Source organism: Streptomyces sp. NPDC029296, assembly GCF_055569255.1.
In genome coordinates, this window is sequence record NZ_JBVHXT010000001.1 from 206,508 (window position 1) to 228,305 (window position 21,798).

At 74.0% G+C, this 21,798-nt stretch carries 16 protein-coding genes and 1 pseudogene; 4 read left to right on the forward strand and 13 right to left on the reverse strand.

The window, feature by feature from the left end; genetic code table 11:
* Positions 1 to 29: 29 nt before the first annotated feature.
* Positions 30 to 740, forward strand: a complete 711-nt coding sequence (locus ACZ4W9_RS00825; protein WP_467932259.1) for a FadR/GntR family transcriptional regulator — start codon at positions 30 to 32, stop codon at positions 738 to 740.
* Positions 741 to 815: 75 nt separating this feature from the next.
* Here the strand turns inward: ACZ4W9_RS00825 and ACZ4W9_RS00830 are convergent, their stop codons facing one another.
* From ACZ4W9_RS00830 to ACZ4W9_RS00860, 7 genes and pseudogenes are all read right to left on the reverse strand, one after another.
* The gene (locus ACZ4W9_RS00830; protein ID WP_467932261.1) at positions 816 to 3,836 is read right to left on the reverse strand and encodes an alpha-mannosidase; all 3,021 of its coding nucleotides are present in this window, start codon (positions 3,834 to 3,836) and stop codon (positions 816 to 818) included.
* A gap of 44 nt (positions 3,837 to 3,880) precedes the next feature.
* Positions 3,881 to 4,315 carry a GH85 family endohexosaminidase C-terminal domain-containing protein gene (locus ACZ4W9_RS00835; RefSeq protein WP_467932423.1) on the reverse strand — a complete coding sequence of 145 codons (435 nt, stop codon included), beginning with the start codon at positions 4,313 to 4,315 and terminating at the stop codon, positions 3,881 to 3,883.
* A 257-nt stretch (positions 4,316 to 4,572) separates the two neighbouring features.
* Positions 4,573 to 6,207: pseudogene (locus tag ACZ4W9_RS00840) on the reverse strand (endo-beta-N-acetylglucosaminidase); the annotation flags it as partial.
* Positions 6,204 to 7,460 carry a glycoside hydrolase 5 family protein gene (locus tag ACZ4W9_RS00845; protein WP_467932262.1) on the reverse strand — a complete coding sequence of 419 codons (1,257 nt, stop codon included), beginning with the start codon at positions 7,458 to 7,460 and terminating at the stop codon, positions 6,204 to 6,206. The pseudogene ACZ4W9_RS00840 and the gene ACZ4W9_RS00845, both read right to left, overlap by 4 nt.
* Positions 7,461 to 7,509: 49 nt before the next feature.
* Positions 7,510 to 8,415: a carbohydrate ABC transporter permease gene (locus tag ACZ4W9_RS00850; RefSeq protein ID WP_467932263.1), complete on the reverse strand. Its 906-nt coding sequence runs from the start codon at positions 8,413 to 8,415 to the stop codon at positions 7,510 to 7,512.
* Complete coding sequence (locus ACZ4W9_RS00855) at positions 8,412 to 9,299, reverse strand: carbohydrate ABC transporter permease (RefSeq protein ID WP_467932265.1); 888 nt, start codon at positions 9,297 to 9,299, stop codon at positions 8,412 to 8,414. The genes ACZ4W9_RS00850 and ACZ4W9_RS00855 overlap by 4 nt, the downstream gene beginning before the upstream one ends.
* Positions 9,300 to 9,304: 5 nt before the next feature.
* Positions 9,305 to 10,588, reverse strand: a complete 1,284-nt coding sequence (locus tag ACZ4W9_RS00860) for an ABC transporter substrate-binding protein (protein ID WP_467932266.1) — start codon at positions 10,586 to 10,588, stop codon at positions 9,305 to 9,307.
* A 220-nt stretch (positions 10,589 to 10,808) separates the two neighbouring features.
* On the opposite strand from ACZ4W9_RS00860, the gene ACZ4W9_RS00865 reads away from it, so the two are divergent.
* On the forward strand, positions 10,809 to 11,921 hold the full coding sequence (locus tag ACZ4W9_RS00865) for a LacI family DNA-binding transcriptional regulator (RefSeq protein ID WP_467932267.1): 1,113 nt from the start codon (positions 10,809 to 10,811) through the stop codon (positions 11,919 to 11,921).
* Positions 11,922 to 12,071: 150 nt separating this feature from the next.
* Entirely contained in the window at positions 12,072 to 13,424 is a 1,353-nt protein-coding gene (locus ACZ4W9_RS00870) for an amidase (protein WP_467932268.1), read from the forward strand.
* 28 nt (positions 13,425 to 13,452) lie between these two features.
* On the opposite strand, the gene ACZ4W9_RS00875 is transcribed toward ACZ4W9_RS00870, so the two are convergent.
* Together ACZ4W9_RS00875 and ACZ4W9_RS00880 are read right to left on the reverse strand one after the other, a co-directional pair.
* On the reverse strand, positions 13,453 to 13,938 hold the full coding sequence (locus ACZ4W9_RS00875; RefSeq protein ID WP_467932270.1) for a GNAT family N-acetyltransferase: 486 nt from the start codon (positions 13,936 to 13,938) through the stop codon (positions 13,453 to 13,455).
* Positions 13,939 to 13,996: 58 nt separating this feature from the next.
* Positions 13,997 to 14,170, reverse strand: coding sequence for a hypothetical protein (locus ACZ4W9_RS00880; protein WP_318200099.1), 174 nt, complete (start codon positions 14,168 to 14,170; stop codon positions 13,997 to 13,999).
* 493 nt (positions 14,171 to 14,663) lie between these two features.
* Between ACZ4W9_RS00880 and ACZ4W9_RS00885 the strand changes: the two genes are divergently transcribed.
* On the forward strand, positions 14,664 to 15,059 hold the full coding sequence (locus ACZ4W9_RS00885; RefSeq protein WP_467932271.1) for a hypothetical protein: 396 nt from the start codon (positions 14,664 to 14,666) through the stop codon (positions 15,057 to 15,059).
* Between the two features lie 117 nt (positions 15,060 to 15,176).
* On the opposite strand, the gene ACZ4W9_RS00890 is transcribed toward ACZ4W9_RS00885, so the two are convergent.
* The 4 genes from ACZ4W9_RS00890 to ACZ4W9_RS00905 form a co-directional block, all read right to left on the reverse strand.
* Entirely contained in the window at positions 15,177 to 16,670 is a 1,494-nt protein-coding gene (locus tag ACZ4W9_RS00890; protein WP_467932272.1) for an SDR family NAD(P)-dependent oxidoreductase, read from the reverse strand.
* Between the two features lie 333 nt (positions 16,671 to 17,003).
* The gene (locus ACZ4W9_RS00895; RefSeq protein ID WP_467932274.1) at positions 17,004 to 18,335 is read right to left on the reverse strand and encodes a wax ester/triacylglycerol synthase family O-acyltransferase; all 1,332 of its coding nucleotides are present in this window, start codon (positions 18,333 to 18,335) and stop codon (positions 17,004 to 17,006) included.
* A gap of 48 nt (positions 18,336 to 18,383) precedes the next feature.
* A complete protein-coding gene (locus ACZ4W9_RS00900; RefSeq protein WP_467932275.1) occupies positions 18,384 to 20,705 on the reverse strand; it encodes a GH92 family glycosyl hydrolase in 2,322 nt (773 codons plus the stop codon).
* Between the two features lie 165 nt (positions 20,706 to 20,870).
* Positions 20,871 to 21,617, reverse strand: a complete 747-nt coding sequence (locus ACZ4W9_RS00905) for a (2Fe-2S)-binding protein (protein WP_467932276.1) — start codon at positions 21,615 to 21,617, stop codon at positions 20,871 to 20,873.
* Between the last annotated feature and the right edge of the window lie 181 nt (positions 21,618 to 21,798).

The window sequence follows — 21,798 nt, forward strand, 5'->3', positions numbered from 1 at the left end:
GCGACGCACCCGGTGACTGGAGGAGTGGCGTGGACGATGCGGCCCCGCGCAAGGGCACGGTGACCCAGCGCGCCGTCGAGGAGATCAAGGCGATGATCGCCGAGGGCCGCCTGAAACCGGGCCAGCGGCTGCCCACCGAACGGGAACTGGCCGTACGGCTCGGCATCTCGCGCAGTTCGACCCGGGAGGCGGTCCGCGCCCTGACGGTCATGGGGGTGCTGGACGCGCGGCACGGGTCGGGCATCTACGTCGGCGCGCTGGAGGCCGGCGACCTGCTGGAGACCTTCGGGGTGGTCGCGGACCTGTCCCCGGGGCCGCGCCTGGTGGAACTGCTGGAGGTGCGCCGGGTGCTGGAGTCCACGGCGACCGCGCTGGCCGCCGCGCGCATCACCGCGGACCGGCTGGCCGCCGTCGGGGCCCACTTGGCGGCGATGAACGCCACCGACGACCCCGAGGAGATCCTCGCCCACGACCTCGCCTTCCACCGCGAGATCGCGTCGGCCGCGGGCAACGCGACGATGGCCGCCATCCTGGACGGCCTGTCCTCCCGCACCTTCCGCGCCCGGGTCCGGCGCGGCTGCCAGGAGGACGGCGCCCTCGCCCGCACCCGCCGCGAACACGCCGCCATCCACCGCGCCCTCACCGCCCGCGACCCGGAGGCGGCCCGCGCGGCGGCAGCGGCCCACGTGGGCGGGGTGGAGGAGTGGCTGCGGGGCCGGATCGGGGGCGGTGAGCGGTGAGACCTCGTCCCGGCCGGGGCCCGGCGCGGCTCGGCGAGCGGGCGCCGAGCCCCGCGGTGGACGGCGCCTCGCGGGTCAGGGGCGGACGAACCTGAGGGTGACGAGTTCGAACGGGCGCAGGCGCACGGTGATCCGCTCGCCCTCGCGTGTGCCGGGCCGGGCCTCGGACAGCGGGCGCTCCAGCAGGTCGGTGGCGGTGACGTCGGTGAACGGGAAGCCGGCCGTCAGGGTCGCCCGGGCCCGGCCGCCGTGGGCCTCGTGGAAGCGGACGACCACGTCCCCGCTGCCGTCGTCGGCGAGTTTCACCGCCGTCACCACGACCGCGTCGTCGTCCACGGCGACCAGCGGGGCGACCGCGCCGGCGCCGGCCGCGCGCCGCTCCGGCAGGTTGATCCGCCAGCCCTCGCGGACCGCGTCGCCGACCGTGGCGCCGGGGACCAGGGCGTGCCGGAAGCGGTGGACGCCCTGATCGGTCTCCGGGTCGGGGAAGCGCGGGGCGCGCAGCAGGGACACCCGGACGGTGGTGGTCGTACCGCCGTCGCCGTCGGTGCGGACGGCGCGGGTCACATCGTGGCCGTACGTGGAGTCGTTGACGACCGCCACGCCCCAGCCGGGCTCCTCCATGTGCACGAAGCGGTGGTTGCACGCCTCGAACCTGGCCGCCTCCCAGGAGGTGTTGGTGTGGGTGGGGCGGAACACGTGCCCGAACTGGGTCTCGGACGCGTACCGTTCGGCGTGCAGGTCGAGCGGGAAGGCCAGCTTCAGGAACTTCTCCGTCTCGTGCCAGTCCACCTCGGTGTCGATGAGCAGCCGGCGCTCCCCCGGAGGCAGGGACAGCAGCTGGGTCGCCCGGGAGGACCCGAAGGCCCGGACGATCCGCACCGAGGCGCCGTCCGCGCCGGCCGTGACCGACTCCGCTTCGGTGAGGTCGGTGACGGTGTTGCGGTAGAAGGAGTCGACGTCCCAGGCGTCCCACATGTTCGGGAAGTCCGGGTGGAGCTGGAGGAGGTTCGCGGCCCTGCCGGGGGCGATCGTCTCGCGGTCGGCGGCGGGGTCGTAGGCCGAGACGACCAGGCCCCGGGCGTCCACGGTGATCCGCAGCAGGCCGTTGTCCAGCGTGAACCCGCCGTCCTCGCGGGGCGTGAGGGTGCTGGTGCCCGGTGCCCGAGCGGTGCCGGCGCCGCCCGCCGGGACGCCGTGGCGGGCGTGCGGGGCGGAGTTGAACAGCAGCGGGGCCGTGCCCTCCCCGGCCAGCGCGCGCTGGGCGGTGTCGATGAGCGCGGTCAGCTCGGCGGTCAGCCGCTCGTAGGTCGCCCGGGCCTCCCGGTGCACCCAGGCGATGGACGAGCCGGGCAGGATGTCGTGGAACTGGTGCAGCAGGACCGTCTTCCAGATGCGGTCCAACTCCTCATAGGGATAGGCGGACCCGGTGCGTACGGACGCGGTGGCCGCCCAGAGCTCGGCCTCGCGCAGCAGGTGCTCGCAGTGCCGGTTGCCCTGCTTGGTGCGGGCCTGGCTGGTGAGGGTGGCGCGGTGCAGTTCGAGGTACAGCTCGCCGGCCCAGACCGGCGGTTCGGGGTACTCGGCCTCGGCCCGTTCGAAGAACGCGCGCGGGGTCTCCCAGCGGACGGTGGCGGAGCCCTCCAGGTCACGCAGCCGGGCCGCCTTGGCGACCATCTCCCGTGTGGTGCCGCCGCCGCCGTCGCCCCAGCCGGTGGGGGCCAGGGAGTGCCGGGCCCTGCCCTTGTCCCGGAAGTTGCGTACCGCGTGGGCGATCTCGCCGCCCTTCATCGAGCAGTTGTAGGTGTCGATCGGCGGGAAGTGCGTGAAGACGCGGGTGCCGTCGATGCCCTCCCAGTGGAAGGTGTGGTGCGGGAACTTGTTGGTCTGCGACCAGGAGATCTTCTGCGTCAGCAGCCACTTGGAGCCGGCCGCCTTGATGATCTGGGGCAACCCCGCGGCGAAGCCGAAGGTGTCCGGGAGCCAGGCCTCCTCGTTCTCGACGCCGAACTCGTCGAGGAAGAACCGCTTGCCGTGCACGAACTGCCGGGCCATCGCCTCCGAGCCGGGCATATTGGTGTCCGACTCCACCCACATCCCGCCGGCCGGCACGAACCGCCCCTCGGTGACGGCCTCTTTCACCCGAACCCACACTTCGGGCCGGTGCTCCTTCACCCACGCCCACTGCTGCGCCTGGGACATGGCGAAGACGAAGTCCGGCTCGTCCTCGAGCAGCGCGGTCATGTTGGACACCGTCCGGGCCACCTTGCGCACGGTCTCCCTGAGCGGCCACAGCCAGGCGGAGTCGATGTGCGCGTGCCCGACGGCGCTGAGCCGGTGCGCGGAGGGCACGGCGGGGGCCGACAGCACGCCGGTGAGCTGCCGGCGGGCCCGGCCGGCGGTGGCGTTCACGTCCTGGAGGTCGACGAGGTCCAGGGCCCGGTCGACCGCGCGCAGGATGTCCCAGCGGCGCGGGGAGTCCACGGGCAGCTCGGCCATCAGCTCCCCCAGCACCTCCAGGTCCATGACCAGCTGCCACACGTTCTCGTCGAACACGGCGAGGTCCATGCGGGCGAGGGTGTACTGCGGGTCGCCCCCGGCGGTGTCCTTGTCGCCGAGCCAGGTCGGCCGGAAGGGGTGGTAGTCGAGGACGACCGGGTTGGAGGCGGCCTCGACGTGCAGCCGTACCTCCTCGCCGCCCGCGACGGGCGCGCCGATCCGCACCCACTGGCTGCGCGGGTTGAGGCCCTTCACCGGGGTGCCGTCGGGCCGGTAGACCAGGCCCTCGCACTGGAAGCCGGGCATGTTCTCGTCGAAGCCCAGGTCGAGCAGGGCCTCGACGGTCCGGCCGGCCCACGCCTCGGGCACGGTCCCGGTGACCCGGAACCAGCTGGTGCCCCAGGGAGCGCCCCAGCGGGCGCCGACCTCGATCGGCTCGGGCTGGGCGGCGAGTCCCTCGGCGACCGGCACGGGTTCGCCGGGCGCGTGCCACACCGCGACCCGGAGCGGGACGGACTCGGGGTACACGGCAGGGCGGATACGTTCGTCGAGCACGCGCCTGAGGCGGGCTTCCACCAGCGTGCGGTCGTCATGCATGCGGGGTGCTCCCTGCGGGTTTCCGGGGTGATTACCGGGGGTGGTTACCAGGGGTGGGTGACGGTGACGGGGGCCGAGGCGTTGTAGAGCTCCCCCACGGCGCGCACTTCGAACCGTGCGGCCGGCTCGCCCTGCTCGGGCCGCAGGCCGGCGGCGAACCAGGCGCGCTGGCCGGTGGCGCCGAGGAAGCGGCGGGTGCCGTCGGGGAGGAGGCGGTGGAGGGTGTAGTGGCGGACGGGGCCGGGGGCGGGGTTCCAGGCGAGGCGGAGGTCGCCGCCGTTCGCCGCGGTGACGCGGGCGGCGGAGGGGGCGGCGGGGGCGGGCGGGGTGCCGGCGGGGCGGACGGCGAGGCCGCCGAGCCGCCAGCGGATCGGGGTGAGGGCGGGGGTGAGGTGGGGGCGGATGTGGGGGTGAGGCGGATGCCGAGGGCGTATGCGGTGCCGTGGAGGCCGGTGAGCGGGATGGTGACGGTGTGCCAGCCGTTGACCGGGTTCACACGCGGGTGGCGGGTGTGGGGCTTGCCGGGCGCTTGCGTGTGAATCGAGTTCACATCGACGGGAGCGTTGCCTGGTGTTGCTCGTGGTGGCGTGTCATCCGGGTTCACAGCGGGGTCGCTGCCGCGTGAGTCGGCGGGTGGGTTGGCGTGAGCCGGGTTCACACGGGTCGCCGCCTGGCCGGGGTGCACGCCCGTCGCCGCAGCCGCCGGTTGCCCGGGGATCTCCGTGTTGACGGGGTTCACAGGCAGGTACCTGTACGGCGGGGTCTCCCCCGGACCGTTCGGTTCCGCCGTTGCCACCGCGAGCTCGACGTTCACAGACTCAGATTCGCTCCGGTACGTCAGGTCGACAACCGCGTTCACAGCGATCGGCAGCCGGGTCGCGTACAGGTCCAGGACCACCGGTTGATCGAGTTCACCCGTGACCAGCACGCTGCTCCCGCCGCGCCAGGCGTCGCCGAAGTCGAAGGAGACCGCCGGTCGCGCGCCGGCCGTCCGGACCACCCATCGCCGCGACGGCAGCCGGTCCTGGAGCCCGAGGTGGTTCCACGGGGCGTCCGAGGCCACGGTCCCCTCCTCGTACCACCGCAGCCCGTGGCCCGTGTTGAACACGGTCGCGAACGGAACCGAGGCGACCGTGGACCGGTCCGCCACGGACACCGCCGGTGCCCGCCAGGGTTCGCCCGGGTCGGGCCGCGACGGGTCCGTGGACCGTCCGGTCCAGAACCGGTCGTCGGCCGCGTGGAAGTCCCCGGGGGCGCGGCGGTCGGCGGGCAGGTGGTCGCGCGTCCACTCGGGCCGGTAGAACCCGATCGACGTCACGTGCGGCTTGCCGGACGGCACGATCGCGTCCCAGTTCACATACGTCCCGGATCCCTGGGACTCGACGTCGACACCGGCCCACAGCTCATAGCGGCTGCGGCCCAGTCCGTCCGCCTTCGTACCGGACGACGCCAGTGTGGCCGCGCTCCACCGGAAGTCCACGAACATGCCGTCGGCGGCCTGGAAGAACGCCTGGTTCCCACTCGTCAGCGCGCCCTGCCAGTTGACCGTGCCGTTCACGGTCAACGCGTCGTACCACGTCACCCGCTGCCCCTCGGCCGCCGCCAGCGCCCTCAGCTCCTTGACGAAGCCGAGCACGGCCGTGCCGAGCGCGGTGTTGCCGCCGCCCGTCTCGGCGTTGAGGAACCAGCCGTCGAAGCCGTACGCCGCCGCGACCGCGACGAGTCGCGCGGCGAGCGGGTAGCGGCCGGCGGCGTCCTGCTGCACCAGGTCGCGGGTCCACCGGAGTTGTCCGCCGTAGGCCGCGGGGGGCAGGAAGACTTTCCCGAGGACGGGAACGCCGTGCCGGTGGGCCGCGTCCACGACGGGCGCGTTCGGGGCGAGGATCAGGCCCTCCCCGGCCGAGCCGCCCCAGAACACCAGCTCGTCGATGTACGCCCAGTGGGTGAGGGCGTAGTGGTCGGCGGTGGCCGAGCCCTGCGAGGGGTTGCCCGCTGTCGGCCCGAAGGAGACGAGGGCCTGGACACGGGCCTGTCCCGAGCGGGCGGTGGGGTTCGCCGGGATCGGCGTGAAGCGCGGGGCGAGGGGCACGGTCGCCGCGTTGAAGGCGAGGTCGGGGTCGGTGTCGGGACGCCAGCTCTTCAGGCTGCGCCAGGTGACGCCGGGACCGGGGGTGCCGGAGGGCAGCGAGTCCGGGTACCAGTAGGCGGCGTACGGCGGGGTCGCGGACGCGGCGCGCGGGGCCGCCGCCGCGGACGCCACGGGGGCCGGCCCGGCGGCACCGACGGCACCGGCGGCACCGACGGCACCGGCGGCACCGGCGGCACCGGCCGCACCGGCGGCGATCAGGACGGTGCGTCTGGTGGGGTTCACGAGCGGGTGCCTCCTTGGTGTACGGGGCGTACCTGGCCGGGAGTGACGACGTCGGTGATGCCGCGCGCGGCGAGGTGATCCCGGTCGTCGGCGCGGGTGTCGAGCACGGTGGTCGGGCGGGCGCCGTCGGCGACGAGCCGGAAGTAGGCGTCGTAGACGTCGCCGCCGGGCGCGCAGCGGGAGCGGTGGTCCGGCGCGGCGGGGACGACGAGGGCCGTACGGCGGGCTGCCGGGGCGCGGTGGGGGGCGCGGGCCGCGGCGGCCAGGGTGCGGGCGATGTCCTTGGGCCGTCGTTCGCCGGTGAACAGACCGAGGGAGTACTCGAGTTCGGGGAAGTCGGCGAGCGTGCGCGGGACGTCGTGGGAGCACCACCAGGTGATGCCCCACAGTCCGGGGCAGTCCAGGACGTGGCGGATCGTCGCCTCGGCGAAGGCGGCGGCGTGTTCGGCGGGCACCAGGGGCGCGGGGGCGCCGACCTCCTGGAGCCAGACCGGCCGGTGCGGGTCGTGTGCCCAGGCCTTGCTCAGTTCCACCAGGTAGGCGGCGTGGTGTTCGGTCGGCACGGAGGTAGGGCCGTGCCGCTGGGCGGTGCCGTTGAACACCCAGGAGTGGACGGCGGTCATGGCGCCGAGCCGGGCGGAGTGGCCGGGGGTGAAGGGCTGGTCGTCCCGGTACCAGGCGGCGTCGTAGGAGGCGTGCAGGTGGGGGCGGCCGGGGGCGCCCTCGGCGCAGGCGTCCAGCATCCGGGTGAGCCAGCGTCCGGCCTCCTCGGGGGTGACCGGGTCGGGGTCGGGGTGGGGGCCGGCGGCGAACTGGTTGACCTCGTTGCCGACGGTCATGCCGAGGAAGTGCGGCCGGCCGGCGAGGGCGGCGGCGAGGGTGCGCAGGTAGGCGGCCTGGCCGTCGGTGACGTCCGGGTCGGTGAACAGGTTGCGGCGGTGCCAGGTGCGGGTCCAGGCGGGCAGGAAGTCGAAGCTGGACAGGTGGCCCTGCAGTCCGTCCACGGCGGTGTCGAGGCCGCGTTCGGCGGCGGCGTCGGCGAGGGCCACGAGCTGGTCGACGGCGCGGGGGCGGATCAGGGTGCGGTTGGGCTGGAAGTACGGCCACAGTGGGAAGACGCGGATGTGGTCCAGGCCGAGCGCGGCGATCGCGTCGAGGTCGGCGCGCACGGAGTCGAGGTCGAAGTCGAGCCAGTGGTGGAACCACCCTTCGCTGGGCGTGTAGTTGACGCCGAAACGCACGGCAGGAGGCATGCGGTGTCCTTGTGCTCGGGGGTCGGGGGCTCGGGTGCTCGGGCGTGGTTCAGCCCTTGACGGCGCCCTCGCCGACGCCCCGGAAGAAGTACCGCTGGAGGCAGGCGAACAGGACGATGAGCGGCGCCACGGCGATGACCGTGCCGGCGGCGACGAGGCGTTCGTCGCCGGCGAAGGTGCCGTGCAGATGGTTGAGGCCGATGGTCAGGGTGAACTTGGACGGGTCGCTGAGCACGACGAGCGGCCACAGGAAGTCGTCCCAGGCGCCCATGAAGGAGAAGATCGCCACGACGGCGAGGGTGCCCTTGACCGAGGGCAGGGCGACGCGCCGGAACCGCTGCCAGACGTTGGCGCCGTCGACGTAGGCGGCCTCCTCCAGTTCGTAGGGCAGGGCGCGGAAGGCGCCCCGCATCAGCAGGACGTTCAGCGCGCCGACGGCCCCGGGCAGCACGACGCCGATCAGGGTGTTGTTCAGGCCGAGTTCGCGCATCGTGGTGAACTGGGCGATGACGATGCCCTCGACGGGGACGAGCATGGCCAGCACGAAGACGAGTGTGGTGGCGCGCCGGCCGCGGTAGCGCAGCCGGGCCAGGGCGTAGCCGGCGAGCGCCGAACCGGCGCAGTTGGTGACGACACTGGCAGTGGCGACCTTCAGGGAGTTCAGGGCGTAGTCCCAGACCGGGACGGTGTCCGCGACCCGGGCGTAGTTGTGCAGGGTGGGGTGGCCGGGCAGGAGGCGGGGCGGGGAGCTGTAGATGTCCTCGGTGGGGCCTTTGAGGGAGGTGGACAGCTGCCAGAGGAACGGGCCGGCGGTCAGCGCGAGGACGACGAGGAGCAGCAGGTAGCGCCAGAGCAGTTCGCCGGGCCGGATCCGGCGGCCGTGCTCGTCGGTGACGCGGCGCCCGCGGGCGACGGCGGCCGGCGGCTCGGGCCGTACCTTCTCCGGGACGGTCACGGTTCCTCCCTCCGGTCGGCGCGCAGGACGAGCAGCATCAGGGCGACGGTGACGGCGAACACGACGACGGAGAGGGCGGAGGCGTAGCCGACGCGGCCGGACAGGCCGGTGCCGGTGCGCTGGACGAGCATGACGAGGGTGGTGTCCTCGCCGGCCGGGCCGCCGCTCGGTCCCGCCATCAGATACACCTCGGAGAACACCTTGAAGGCGGCGACGGAGGAGAGCGCGGCGACGAGCACCATGGTGGAGCGCACGGCGGGCACGGTGACGGACAGGAAGCGGCGGACCGGGCCGGCGCCGTCGACGGCGGCGGCCTCGTGCAGTTCGCGCGGCACGTTGGCCAGTGCGGCCAGGTAGACGACCATGTAGTAGCCGAGGCCCTTCCACACCGTGACCGCCATGGCGCTGAGCAGGAGCAGCCACTGGTCGCTGAGGAATCCGACGTGGCCGATGCCCACCGTCTCCAGCAGTGAGTTGATCAGGCCGCGTTCGTCCAGCAGCCATACCCAGATCAGGCCCACGACGACGATCGAGGCGACGACGGGGGTGTAGAAGGCGGAGCGGAAGAAGGTGATGCCGGGGATGTTCCGGTGCACCAGCAGGGCGAGCAGCAGGGGCAGGACGACGAGCGCGGGGACGACGCCGAGGACGTAGAGGGCGCTGTTGCGCAGTCCGGTCCAGAACATGTCGTCGTGGAGCAGTTCGCGGAAGTTGGCGAGTCCGACGTAGCGGCCGGGGAGCAGGGTGCGGCGGTCGGTGAGGGAGTTCACCAGGGTGGAGAGGAAGGGGTAGAGCACGAAGGTACCGGTGATCAGCAGTCCGGGCGCGGCGAACAGCCAGGGGCTGGTGGGAAGTTGACGCCGGACGCGGAGGGGCGCGGCCATGGCGGTCAGCCCTGCCGGAGCAGCCGGTCGGCGGCCTTGACAGCGTTGTCCAGGGCTTCCTGGGGGCTCTCCTTGCCCTGGAGCGCCTTGGCGACCTCGTTGCGCAGCGCGGTCTTCATCTGCTCGCTGAACAGCACGGGGGTGTAGTTGACGGCGTTCTTCAGGGACTTGGCGGCGGCGACGCGCACCCGGGTGGCGTCGGTGCCGTCCTCCTCGGTGAAGTACGGGTCGTCCAGGGAGCCGGCGGTGCTGGGGAAGATGGCGACCCGCTTGGCGAAGGACATCTGGTTCCTCGCGTCGGTGACGAAGTGGGCGAAGGCGACCGCGGCCGGGGCGTGCCGGGTACGGGAGTTGACCATGACGCCCATCACGTACATGTTGGCGTGTCCGGTGCTGGTGATCTGGTCGGTGATGCCGATGTTCCGGTACAGGCTCGGGGCGTTTTTCCTGAAGTTCTCCAGGTCCAGGGCGCTGCCGGGGTTCATGGCGACGGCGCCGGTGAGGAACTTCTTGCCGGCGGACTCCCCGGTGGCGGTGAGCGCCTGCGGGTCGAGGGCCCCGGCGTCGTACAACCGCTTGTACTCGGTGAGGAGTTCGACGCCCTTGGGGTGGTTGAAGGCGAATGCGGTGCCCCGCTCGTTCATGAGGGGGACGCCGTAGCGGCCGAAGTCCTCGATGGTGGGGACGTTGGCGAGGGTGGCGACCTTGCCGCCGCTCCTGCCGGCCATCCGCAGGGCGTCGGCGAAGAGTTCGCCGTACGTCTTCGGGGGCTGCCCGGGGTCGAGTCCGGCCTTTTCGAAGAGGGCCTTGTTGTAGAAGAGCGGGCCGGTGTTGAGGTACCAGGGGAAGGCGTAGGTGCCGGTCAGGCCGGGGACCTGGTGGCCGGCCCAGGCGCCGGGCAGGTACTCCTTCCGGTAGCGGGCGGCGGCCTTGTCGAGGTCCAGCGCGAGGCCCGCCCCGGCGAGCGGGGCGAGGAGGTCCGGGGAGACGTTGACGACGTCGGGCAGGGTGCCGCCGGCCGCGTCGGCGCTGATCTTGTCGGCGTAGCCCCCGGCGGGCTGGTCGATCCATGTGACGTGGGTGTCCGGGTACTTCTCCTCGAAGCCGGCGATCAGGTCCTCGAAGTAGTCCTTGAAGCCGGCGCGCAGGTTCCAGGTCTGGAAGGTGATGTCGCCCTCGACCTTGCCGGAGGCGTCGCTCGTGCCGTCGTCACCGCCCGGGCCGCAGGCGCTCAGCGGCAGGACGAGGGCGACGGCGACGGCGGTGAGGGCTCTGCGGGAGATGGGCACGGACACGGCTCCCTCGCTGTGTCGGGGCTGTGGGTGGCGCGCGAAAGACCTTGCCCGTGGCGTTCGGAGAAAGTCAATGCATTCGTCGCGGCTGAAGCATTCCGTCCGACATCAGTGCAGGTGGGCGTCTACTGGCCGGGACCTTGCGGTAGTTGACTAATGCGCTTTAGGGTCTTGACACTCAAGCGCATTAGCAGTTCCCTGCCGAAGGGGAGGAAACGTGCCGACCAGACGGTCCCCCGCGCGCCGGCCCACGATGAAGGACGTCGCCCGGCGCGCCGGTGTCTCCGAGAGCGCCGTGTCCTTCGCGCTCAACGACCGCCCCGGGGTCTCCGAGGCCACCCGGGCCCGGGTCCGCCGGGTCGCCGAGCAGCTGGGCTGGCGGCCGAGCACGGCGGCCCGCGCGCTGTCCGGGGAGGGCGCGGCCACGGCCGGCTTCGTGCTGGCCCGCCCCGCGGCCACGCTGGGTGTCGACTCCTTCTTCCTCCAGCTCGTCTCCGGCATCCAGAAGGTGCTGGCCGAGCGCCACTTGGGCCTGCTGTTCCAGGTGGTGGAGGACGTGGCCGACGAGTGCGCGGTGTACCGGCGCTGGTGGGCCGAGCACCGGGTGGACGGCGTCCTGGTCGTCGATCCGCGCGCCGACGATCCGCGCCCCGCTCTGCTGGACGAACTCTCCCTGCCCGCCGTGGTGATCGGTGGCGCCCCGGACGAGCGGCCCCCCGGGCTGTCCACGGTCTGGGCGGACGACGCGGGCGCGATGGCCGCGGTGGTGGGCGAGTTGACGGCCCTGGGGCATCGCCGGATCGTCCACGTCGCCGGCCTGCCGGGCCTCGCGCACACCCAGCGCCGGATCCGCACGCTGCGCGCCGAGGCGGAGCGGCGGGGGCTCCCCGAGGTGGAGTCGGTGACGACCGACTACTCCGACGCCGAGGCCGCCGCAGTCACCCGCAGGGTCCTGCGCGGCCCCGCTCCCCCGACGGCCCTGGTCTACGACACCGATGTGATGGCCGTCGCCGGGCTCGCCGCCGCGGCCGAGCTGGGGTTCTCGGTGCCGGCCGGGCTGTCGGTGGTGGCGTGGGAGGACTCGGCCCTGTGCCGCATGGTCATGCCGGGGCTGTCGGCGCTGTCCCGGGACAGCGTGGAGTTCGGGTCGACGGCGGCGCGGGAGCTGCTGGCGCTGCTGGACGGCGGGCCGGCCCGGACGGTGCGGGTGCCGGTCCCCCGGCTGATCGAACGGGACAGCACGGGCCCGGCGCGCACGGCCGGCGCCGATGACGGGACGAGCGGCGGAGGTCCGGACGAGGACACGGGCGGCGGCACGTCACGCGAGTGACCGGGCCGCCGCCCGGGTCCGACGGCCCTTCGACGTACCGGCCCGGACCCTCGACGTACCGGCCCCGGCGGTGCACAGTTCTCCCTACGCGCCTTCGTACCGACGGGTAACCGATGGGGCGCGCAGTCGACGACCAGCCGAGGAGTGTCCGTGAGCAGCTGGGCCGGCCGGAGTGCCGCCGAGATCGCCGCCGCCGTCCGCGAGAAGCGGGTCACGCCCCGGGAGGTGGTGGCCGAACACCTCGCGCGGATCGAGCGGTCCGACGGCCGGATCGGGGCGTTCCGGAAGGTCCGGGAGCGGGCGGCGCTCGCCGAGGCCGACGCGGTGGCCGCCCGCGCGGATCTGGCCGGGCTGCCGCTCGCGGGCGTGCCGGTGGCGGTCAAGGACAACCTGCCGGTGCGCGGCGAGTCGTGCCGCAACGGCTCCGCCGCCACCCCGGACACCCCGGCTGCCGAGGACCACGCGACAGTGGCCCGGCTGCGCGCGGCGGGCGCGGTGGTGGTCGGGGTGACGAACGTGCCGGAGCTGTGCGTCTTCGCCACCACGGAGGGCCCGTACGGCATCGCCCGCAATCCGTGGGACCTGTCCCGCACGGCGGGGGGCTCCTCCGGCGGCAGCGCGGCGGCGGTGGCCGCGGGGCTGGTGCCGCTGGCACTGGGCAACGACGGGATGGGCTCGCTGCGCATCCCGGCCGCGAACTGCGGGCTGGTCACGCTGAAGCCGGGGCCGGACGTGGTGCCGGCCGGGATCGGGCACGGCGACTGGTTCGGCATGGCGGAGAACGGGCCGCTGGCCACGACGGTGGAGGATCTGCGGCTGATGCTGGGCGTCCTCGCCGGCCCGGAGTCCGTACGGCGCGAGGAGCGCGGTCCGCGCAGGATCGCCGTCGCGCTGCGCAGCCCGCTCGCCGGGGTGCCCGTGAGCCGGCCGTATACGAACGCGGTCCGGCAGGCGGCCGGGGCGCTGGCGCGGTCCGGGCACCGGGTGCGGCGCGCCGAGCCGCCGTACCCGCTGTCCCTCGGCGTGACCGCGCTCGGGCACTGGACGGCCGGGACGGCGGTGGACGCCGAGGGCATGGACCCGGCCCGGCTGGCCCGCCGGACCCGGGTGCACGCGGCCGTGGGCCGCCGTTTCACGCGCGCGGTCGGCGGCGGCGCGGCCCGGGAGCGGCTGCGCGCCCGGCTGACGCCGTTCTTCACCGAGTACGACGTGCTGCTCACCCCGGCGCTGGCCCGCCGTTCCCCGCAGGCCGGGCCGTGGCACGAGCGCGGCTGGCTGCGCAACCTCCTCGCCGACTCCGCCTACTCGCCGTTCACTCCACCGTGGAACCTGACCGGCTGGCCGGCGATGTCCGTCCCGGTGGGCACGCTGCCCTCGGGCGCGCCCTGTGCCGTGCAGCTGGTGGGCCGGCCGGGCACGGAGTCCGTACTGCTGGGGGTGGCCGAGGAGTTGGAGGAGCTGATCCCCTGGCGGCGGACGGCGCCGGTGGCGGAGAACCGGTAGCGGAACACCGGTGGCGGCCGAACCGTCGCTAGTCCAGCGCCCGGTACATGATGTGCAGCCCCACCCTGCCGTGGCGGGGGTGCTCGAACGCCTCCGGGACCGTGCCGAGGACGGTGAAGCCGAGGGACGTCCACAGGGCGACGGCGGGGTTCGTCTCGACCACGGCGTTGAAGACCATGGCGCGGTAGCCGTGCGTACGGGCCTCGGCCAGCACATGGGTGGCGAGGGCGCGGCCGATGCCCCGGCCGGAGTGGTCCGGGTCGACCATGAAGCCGGCGTTCGCGACACGGGCCGCCGGTCCGCCGTAGTTGGGGGTGAGGTAGGCCGAGCCGACCACGCTCCCGTCCTCGTCCCCGGCGACGTAGACCCGCTTGGCCGGGCTCATCCACAGCGCACGGGCCGCTTCCTCGGTGGTGCCGGGGTCCCAGGCGTAGGTCTCGGCGGCAGCGACGATCCGGTGCCAGAAAGGCCAGATCCGCGGCCAGTCCCCGGCTGTGGCTTCTCTGATCGGCATGGGCGTGAGTCTGTCACGCCCATGCGGGCGGTGATCGCGGCCGGCCCGGCCGGGAGGGTCAGTCCACGCTCGGCAGGATGTGCGGCTCGGCCAGGTCTTCCTCGTATCCGGCGAGGCGGATCGGGGCGGAACGGGCCCACACCTCCAGACTGCCGAGTTCTCCGGGGCGGCGGCCTCTGCGCTCCGCGCGTTCCTCGGGCCGCTGTTCGCGATTCGTCTTCTCCGGTGTCACCGCGCACTCCTTATGTGTCGGGTCACCCTCGGGGCGTACCGGACAGTCTGCGCCACGGCGCTGGACGCCCGCTCGGGTCTGGATGGAAAGCCAGGTTCGGACGCGGTGGCGCCGGTTCCGCTGTGCCGGAGCGGGCCGTTGTGGCCGGCGTGCCCCAGGACGGACGGTGGGTGTGGGTGAGACCCCGTGCTGTTGTCCGTCGCCTCCAGATTAACCAAATGAGCGGGCATCCGCTCGATAGGGAATGCAAACAAGCTGTAACCGCTGTGCTTCGCGCGGCCGCCCAATCACCCCCAATATGGGGCCTTTTCACACAAGATGCTCACTCGTACGACATCCGAAATCACCCGGACGGCGGATGCGAACGAACGCCTCTTCGAAATAAGTTGAGGGTGGTGGGCCGACCGGGCGCAGTTCAAATGCCGTTGGCCGGACGGAAAGCCGGCCATGATCTGCTGACGCGGCAACGGCTGTCTCGCGGAAGGACTGACGCATGGAGCTGCGCAGCGTCGAGGAGCTGATGGATCTGCTGTACGCCGGCCCGCACCGGCACGCGCTGCGGACCGCCGCGCTGCTGCGCCGCAGCCGTCCCGCCGACAAGGAGTTGCAGGTGGCCGCTCTGGTGCGGGGCATCGGGCCGGTGCTGAGCCCGGGCGACGAGGCGGCCCGGGCCGGCCGCGCCGCCGAGGCGGTGCGCGCCCTGCTCGGGGAGCGGGTGTCCCGGCTGGTCCGCGCGGACGCGGACCCGGCCGACGACGATGTGCTGCGGCTGCGCCAGGCCGAGGAGGAGGGCCGCACGCCCGGCTTCGACGCGGGCGTGCTGGAGGACTGGCGCACCGTGCTGGAGCTGGTGGCGGCCCACCGGACCCGGCTCGGCGCGGTCGACTGAGGCACGGCGGCCGAGGCGCGGTGGCCAAGGCGCGGCCGACGGGGACACAACCGGCTGAAGCCCGGCCGGCCGAGGTCCGCCCGGCCGCCACCGCTCAGGCCAACGCCCGCCGCGCGCTCACCACTTGCCGGGCTCGTAGTCCTTCAGGAAGACGCCGTACAGGTCTTCGCCCGCCTCGCCGCGCACGACCGGGTCGTAGACGCGGGCGGCGCCGTCGATCAGGTCGAGCGGGGCGTGGAAGCCGGCCTCGGCGAGGCGCAGCTTGTCGTAGTGGGGGCGCTCGTCGGTGATCCAGCCGGTGTCGACGGAGGTCATCAGGATCCGGTCGGACTCGAACATCTCCTGGGCGCTGGTGCGCGTCACCATGTTCATCGCGGCCTTGGCGGCGTTGGTGTTGGGGTGGCCCGCGCCCTTGTAGCCACGGCTGAAGACGCCTTCCATGGCCGAGACGTTCACGACGTACGCCCGTCCGCTCGCGGCCTTCCCGGCGGCTGCCGCCATCGCCGGGCGGAGCCGGCTGATCAGGATGAACGGCGACGTGTAGTTGCACAGCTGGGTTTCCAGCAGCTCCACCGGGGAGATCTGGTCGATGGTCTGCACCCAGGTGTTGCTCTCCACCACGTCGGGGAGCAGGCCACCGGCGTCGATGGCGGTGCCGTCGAGGTGCCGGGCGACGCTGGCGTTGCCCGCGACGAGCGCGAGATCGGCCACCTTCTGCGCGTCCAGCCCGCTGGTGCCGACGGGTAGCGCGGCCAGGCCGTCCACCGCGCCGGAGTTGAAGGCGCCGATGACGTGGTGGGCGGGCAGCTCGCCGGCGGGCAGCGGGGCGCTCTCGCCGTCGACCAGGGCGGCGTAGGCGGAGGGCAGGCGGCGCACGGTCTGCGTGGCGTTGTTGATCAGGATGTCCAGCGGGCCGGCCTCGGCGACCTGCTCGGCCAGCGCGACGGCCTGGGCCGGGTCGCGCAGGTCGATGCCGACGACCTCCAGCCGGTGCAGCCAGTCCGCCGAGTCCTCCATCGCCTTGAAGCGGCGGATGGCGTCCTTGGGGAAGCGGGTCGTGACGGTCGTGTGGGCACCGTCACGCAGCAGCCGCAGCGCGATGTACATGCCGATCTTGGCCCGGCCGCCGGTGAGCAGGGCGCGCTTGCCGGTCAGGTCGGCCCGGGCGTCGCGCTTGGCGCGGTTGAGCCGGGCGCAGTCGGGACAGAGCTGGTGGTAGAAGTAGTCGACTTCCACGTACCGGGTCTTGCAGGTGTAGCAGGAACGCGGGCGCTGGAGTATGCCCGCGATGGTGCCCGCCTCGACCTTCGAGGAGGGCAGGATGCCTTCCGTCTCGTCGTCGATGCGCTCGGCCGAGCCGGTGGCGGTGGCCTCGGTGACGGCGCGGTCGTGGGCGGTCTTGGCGGCCCGGCGTTCCTGGCGGCGGCGCTGCTTGACCACGCGGTAGAGGTGCGAGGTGGCCCGGCGCACCTTGATCGCGTCGGGGTGGTCGACGTCGAGCCGGTCCAGTTCCTCCAGCACACCGAGGCAGACGGCGAGCCGCTCCGGGTCGATACCGGGCCCGTAGACCATCTCGTCCATGGACGCCGAGCCGTCCTCTGTCACCGTCATCGCGCTGCCGTTTCCCTGGTCACCCGCGCAGCGCTCCGACTCGCGCCCGCCTTCGAACAGCGAATTTTACGGAGCGCCGGGCCGGTCGGCCAAACCGCGGCCGGATCCGCTCCCGCGGACCACCGCCGGCACAGCCGCCGCGCACCGGGTACGGGCGGGAACCGGGAGCCGCCGGAAGCCCCGTTCCCATCCGACGACACATCGCACGAGACCCCGCGGGCGGCGCCCCCGGAACCCGGCCGCGGCCCGGTCCGCGCCCACTGGGGGCCGCCCGGGCGGCGGGCCTGCGCGGCGGGAACCAGGCGGTGCCGGACGCCGGCTCTGGACCGGTCCTCAGTGGTCGCAGGCCGCCAGCAGCGCCGTCATCTCCGTCCGCACCGCTCGCGCGAGCCGGTCCAGGTCCGGTACGGCCCGCGCGTCGGCGACCAGTCCGTAGTGCACGCGCCCGCGATACGTGGAGATCGCGACCGCCAGGGCCTGGCCGGGCGGGAGCGGGGCCAGCGGATAGACCTCGGTCAGCTCCTGGCCGCCGAGCCGCAGGCCGAAGCCGGGCAGCGGCACGCTGGTGACGAGGATGTCGAACCACAGCCGGGCGGCCTGCCCGACCAGCGGCCCGCCGAGCCGGTGACCGAGCGCCGGGACGTGGACGGCGAGCAGGGCCACCGCGCCGGCGCCCCGGTCGGGCCCCGCGTCCTTGTTGCGGGCCATCGCGGTGCGCACGGTGTGCAGCCGGCCGAGCGGGTCGCCCTCGTGCACCGGAAGCCGCATCAGGTAGCCGGAGAGCCGGTTGCCCTGCGGCTGGGCGGCGTGCGGACGGCGCCGGGAGACGGGGATCAGGGCGCGCGGCGCCACGCCCGCGCTGCCGTCGCCGCGCTCGTCCAGCCAGCGGCGCAGGGCCCCGGCGACGACGGCGACGAGGACGTCGTTCACCGTGCCGCCGGCGCTCTTGCGCACCCGGTGCACGTCGTCGATGTCGAGGACGGCCCCGGCGGTGCGGCGGGTGCCGCTGGGCGCGGAGATGAGCGCGGGGCAGGGGCGCATGCCGAGGGTGGAGCGGGCCAGCGAGGCGCCGATGTCCAGGGTCCGGCCGAGTTCGGAGAGCGCGCCCCGGACCAGTCCGGGGACCCGGGCGGGCAGCCCGCGCACGTCGGGCAGCGGGCCGCGCGGCGGTCCGGCGGCGCGGGGCGCGCGCTCGGGCAGGCCGACCGGGTCCAGGACGCCGGCGGCGAGCTTCAGCGCGCGCAGCCCGTCGGCGAGGGCGTGGTGGAACTTGAAGAGCACGGCGAAGGACACCCCGTCGGCGCCGGGCAGCACATGCGCCTCCCACGGCGGCCGGCCGCGCTCCAGCGGGCGCTCCAGGAGCCGGCCGGCGACCGCGTGGAAGTCGTCGGCGGGGGCGTGCAGCCGGACGTGGTCGAGCGGGTCGAAGTCCGGTGCGGTCTCGCGGGCGGCGCCGCCGAAGGCGAGCGGCTGCCACAGGTCGCGGATGCGCAGGCGCAGACCGGGCACGGCGGCGGCGCGGGCGGCGAGCAGGTCCGCGGCGTGCGCCCCGGCGGTGGGCGAGAGCGCGCCGAAGACCCCGAGCGCGCCGAGGTGCATCGGGTGCCGGTCGGACTCCATGTTCCAGAAGGCCAGGTCGAGGGGAGCGAGCAGGTCGGACGTCACGGGCTTGCCTCACACGTCGGCGACGGGTGGATCGGCGGTGCGGCACGGTCACCTCAGCACGGGCGGCGCCGCCCCGGGCGAGGTGCCCCAGGCGGACGGGCGCGGGCCGAGGGTGAACGCGAGGGAGCCGAGGGAGCGCAGCGCGCCGGTCGTCAGATAGGTCCGTGCGTGCGGTGTCCCGTCGGTACGTACGGCCTGGACGTAGCGCTGGGTGGCCGAGGTGCCGGGCGCGGTCACGGTCAGCCGGCCGCCCGGCCAGTAGCGGCGGTCCAGGGTCAGGTCGACCCGGTCGAACACCGGGGTGGTCAGGCCCCAGGTGCCGTAGCCGGGCTGGACGGGGAACAGCCCGATGGCCGACAGCACGTGCCAGGCGGACATGGTGCCCAGGTCGTCGTTGCCGGTCAGGCCCTCGGGGCTGTCGGTGAACAGGGTCAGCGCCGCGTGCACCACGTCCGTCGTCTTCCAGGGGTGGCCGGTGGAGAGGTAGGTGTACGGCGCGATGAGGTCCGGCTCGTTCATCGGGTTGTAGACGGCGGCGTTGTAGTAGGCGTACGGGTCGCCGTGCACCCACACCTCGCGCGCGGTCCGCTCCGGGTCGGCGAGCAGCCGGTCGTAGGCGAAGAAGGAGTCCAGGCGGGCCTCGGCCGCGCGGGCGCCGCCGAGCAGCGCCGTCAGGCCGGGGACGTCCTGCGGGACGAGCCACTGGTACTGCCAGGCCGTGCCCTCGTGGAAGCCGGTGCCGCGGGCCGGGTCGGGCGGGCCGGCGAAGGCGCCGGAGGCGTCCCGGGCGCGGAAGAAGCCGGTGGCGGGGTCGAAGATGTTCCGGTAGGCGCGCGAGCGGGCGGCGTAGCGGGCGGCGTCCTCGTGGTGCCCGAGGCCGCGGGCCATCTGCGCCAGCATGGCGTCGGCGAGCGCGTACTCCAGGGTGACCGAGGCGCCGTAGTGGTAGTCGGAGTCGCCCGTCTTGGCGTACGGCCGGCCCTTGACGTAGGGGGCGAAACCCCTGGCGATGTACTCGGCGTTGGCCTCCCGGCCGACGCCCGGGTACGCGGCCGGCGGCACGCCGTCGGCGTTCTTGCGCAGCGCCCGGTAGGCCCGCTCCTCGAAGCCCTTCAGCAGGCCCGAGTGGTAGGCGGTGGTCAGGAAGGGGGTGACCGGGTCGCCGGTCATGATGTTGGTCTCGACCGGGCCGTAGCCCCACTTGGGCAGCCAGCCGCCGTCCTCGTCGACCGCGACCACGGACCGGGCCATGTCCCGGGCCTCGCGGGGCGCGAGCAGGGCCAGCAGCTGGGCCTGGGTGCGGTAGGTGTCCCACAGCGACCAGTTCTGGTAGTAGGTGAAGCCCCGGGCGCGGTGGACCCGGCGGTCCCAGCCGAGGTAGCGGCCGTCGGCGTCGCCGCCGACGTTGGGCGCGAGGTGGGCGCGGTACAGCGAGGAGTAGAAGGTCCGGCGCAGCGCGGGCGTGCCGCCCCGCACCCGGACGGCGGAGAGCCGGCGCTCCCACTCCTCGCGGGCCCGGTGGCGTACGGCGTCGAAGGACCGGCCGCCCTCGGCGCGCAGGTTGGCCGCGGCGCCGCGCGCGTCCACGTACGACAGCGCGGTGGTCGCCTCGACCGTGCGGTCCCGGGTGGTGTCGAAGCGGAGATAGGCGCCGCCGGGTCCGGTGCGGGCGCCGGGGGTGACCGTGTGGCCGGCCCAGGTGCCGTAGGCGGTGAAGGGCCGGCTGAAGCGGGTGATCGTGTGGACGGTGTAGGGGCCGGTGTCCCGGCAGAAGCCGTGGCCGGTGATCTCGGTGCGCACGGTGCGGTCGTCCAGGATCTCCACCGCGCTGCTCACCGGCTTGTGCAGCGCCTGGGCCGCGTTCAGCAGGACGTTGGCCTTCCGCGTGGCCGGGAAGGTGTAGCGCTGCACACCGGTGCGGGCGGTGGCGGTCAGCTCGGCGCGGATGCCGGAGCCGAGACCGACCCGGTAGTAGCCGGGGCTCGCCGCCTCGTCGGCGTGCGAGAAGGCCGCCGCGTACTGCGCGTAGTCCGTCCGGGTGACGTCACCGGTGGTGGGCAGCACGGGCAGGTCGCCGCCGATGCGGCAGCCGACGCCCGAGAGATGGACCAGGGAGAAGCCGCGGATACGGTTCTGCGCGTAGTCGTAGCCGGTGCTGTGCCCGGTGTCCGGGGAGAGCTGCACCATGCCGAAGGGCACGGCCGCGCCGGGGAAGGTGTTGCCCTCGTTCCGGCTCCCGATGAACGGGTTGACCTGCTCGGTGAGGCGGCCGTCGATCCGCTCCTCGGCCCGTGCGGCGGGGGTGGCGATCAGCACCGACGCTGCCATCACCCCGGCCATGCACCAGCGCGTGCGCCGGGTCCCTCTCATGTCGGATGACCTCCGCGGGTTGGACATCGTTGCCTGCATCCTGAGGGGCGCGCGGCGCGAACCCGGGCATTCCGAGCGATTTACGTGAAACGCGTCGCGCTCGGCCCCGCGGCGCGGAACGGCCGTCCGCGGCTCGGGCGCCCGGTGGGCGCGCAGCCGGGCGGGTCAGCTCGCGGGCGGCGGGGCGGGGCGCGGGGGACGGGTGAGACAGCAGTCGCCGCACAGACCGCCGCCCGGCGCCCGGTAGTACAGGCAGCAGCTGCGGCGCCGGAACGAGGTGCCGGCCCGCACCCCGGTGGCGTGGAGCAGCGGATGGGCGAACAGTTCCTCGGTGAGGGCACGGGTGCGGGCCGCCACGTCGCCGCGGCCGTGGGCACGTGCCTTGCGGCCGAGTTCCCGGGCGGTCGCGGCCAGCGCGGAGCCCGCGTTGCCCCACAGCAGGCCCGCCGCGACGCCGTAGCGGGCCCGCAGCACCGCCGCCAGGGGTTCCAGATGGCCGTGCAGCACGGCGTCGGCGAGGGCGGGCGCGTCCCCGGGCAGGGGGCGCACCTCGGTGAGCCACAGGTCGTCGGGGGCGGTGGCGCGCACGTCCCAGCGCAGCAGGCGGGGGTCCAGGTCGGGCAGCCCGCCGTACAGGACGGCGCAGCCCAGGGCCGCCGACCACAGCCGGGCGGCCAGCCCCTGGTGGGCGAGGGAGGCGGCCACCCGCGGCTCGGAGGTCCGCAGCCGCTCCGCGACGACGGCGACCCGCGCCGCCACCGGGTCCCGGTCGCACGGCGTCTTTCGCGCGTAGCCGTCCGCGAGGGCCGGCAGCCGCTGCGGGGCCGTGCCGCCGGACGGGTCGGCGGGCGTGCGCAGGACGAAGAAGCCGCCCAGCGGGCGGAGCGCGGCGAGACCGGGATCGAGGTGCACGACAGGCACTCCTACCAGGCGTGCCGCCGGGCCGGTACGGCGGGTACCCGCTCGGCCGCCACGGCGGGCGGTGTCCGCCGGGCGTCACCCGCCGAGGGACGATCGGCGCTCCGGTGTACTCCAAAAGCAGTAGGAGGCATTGCGCTCAGGTACGACGACGGGAAGATCACGGGCGGGCAGA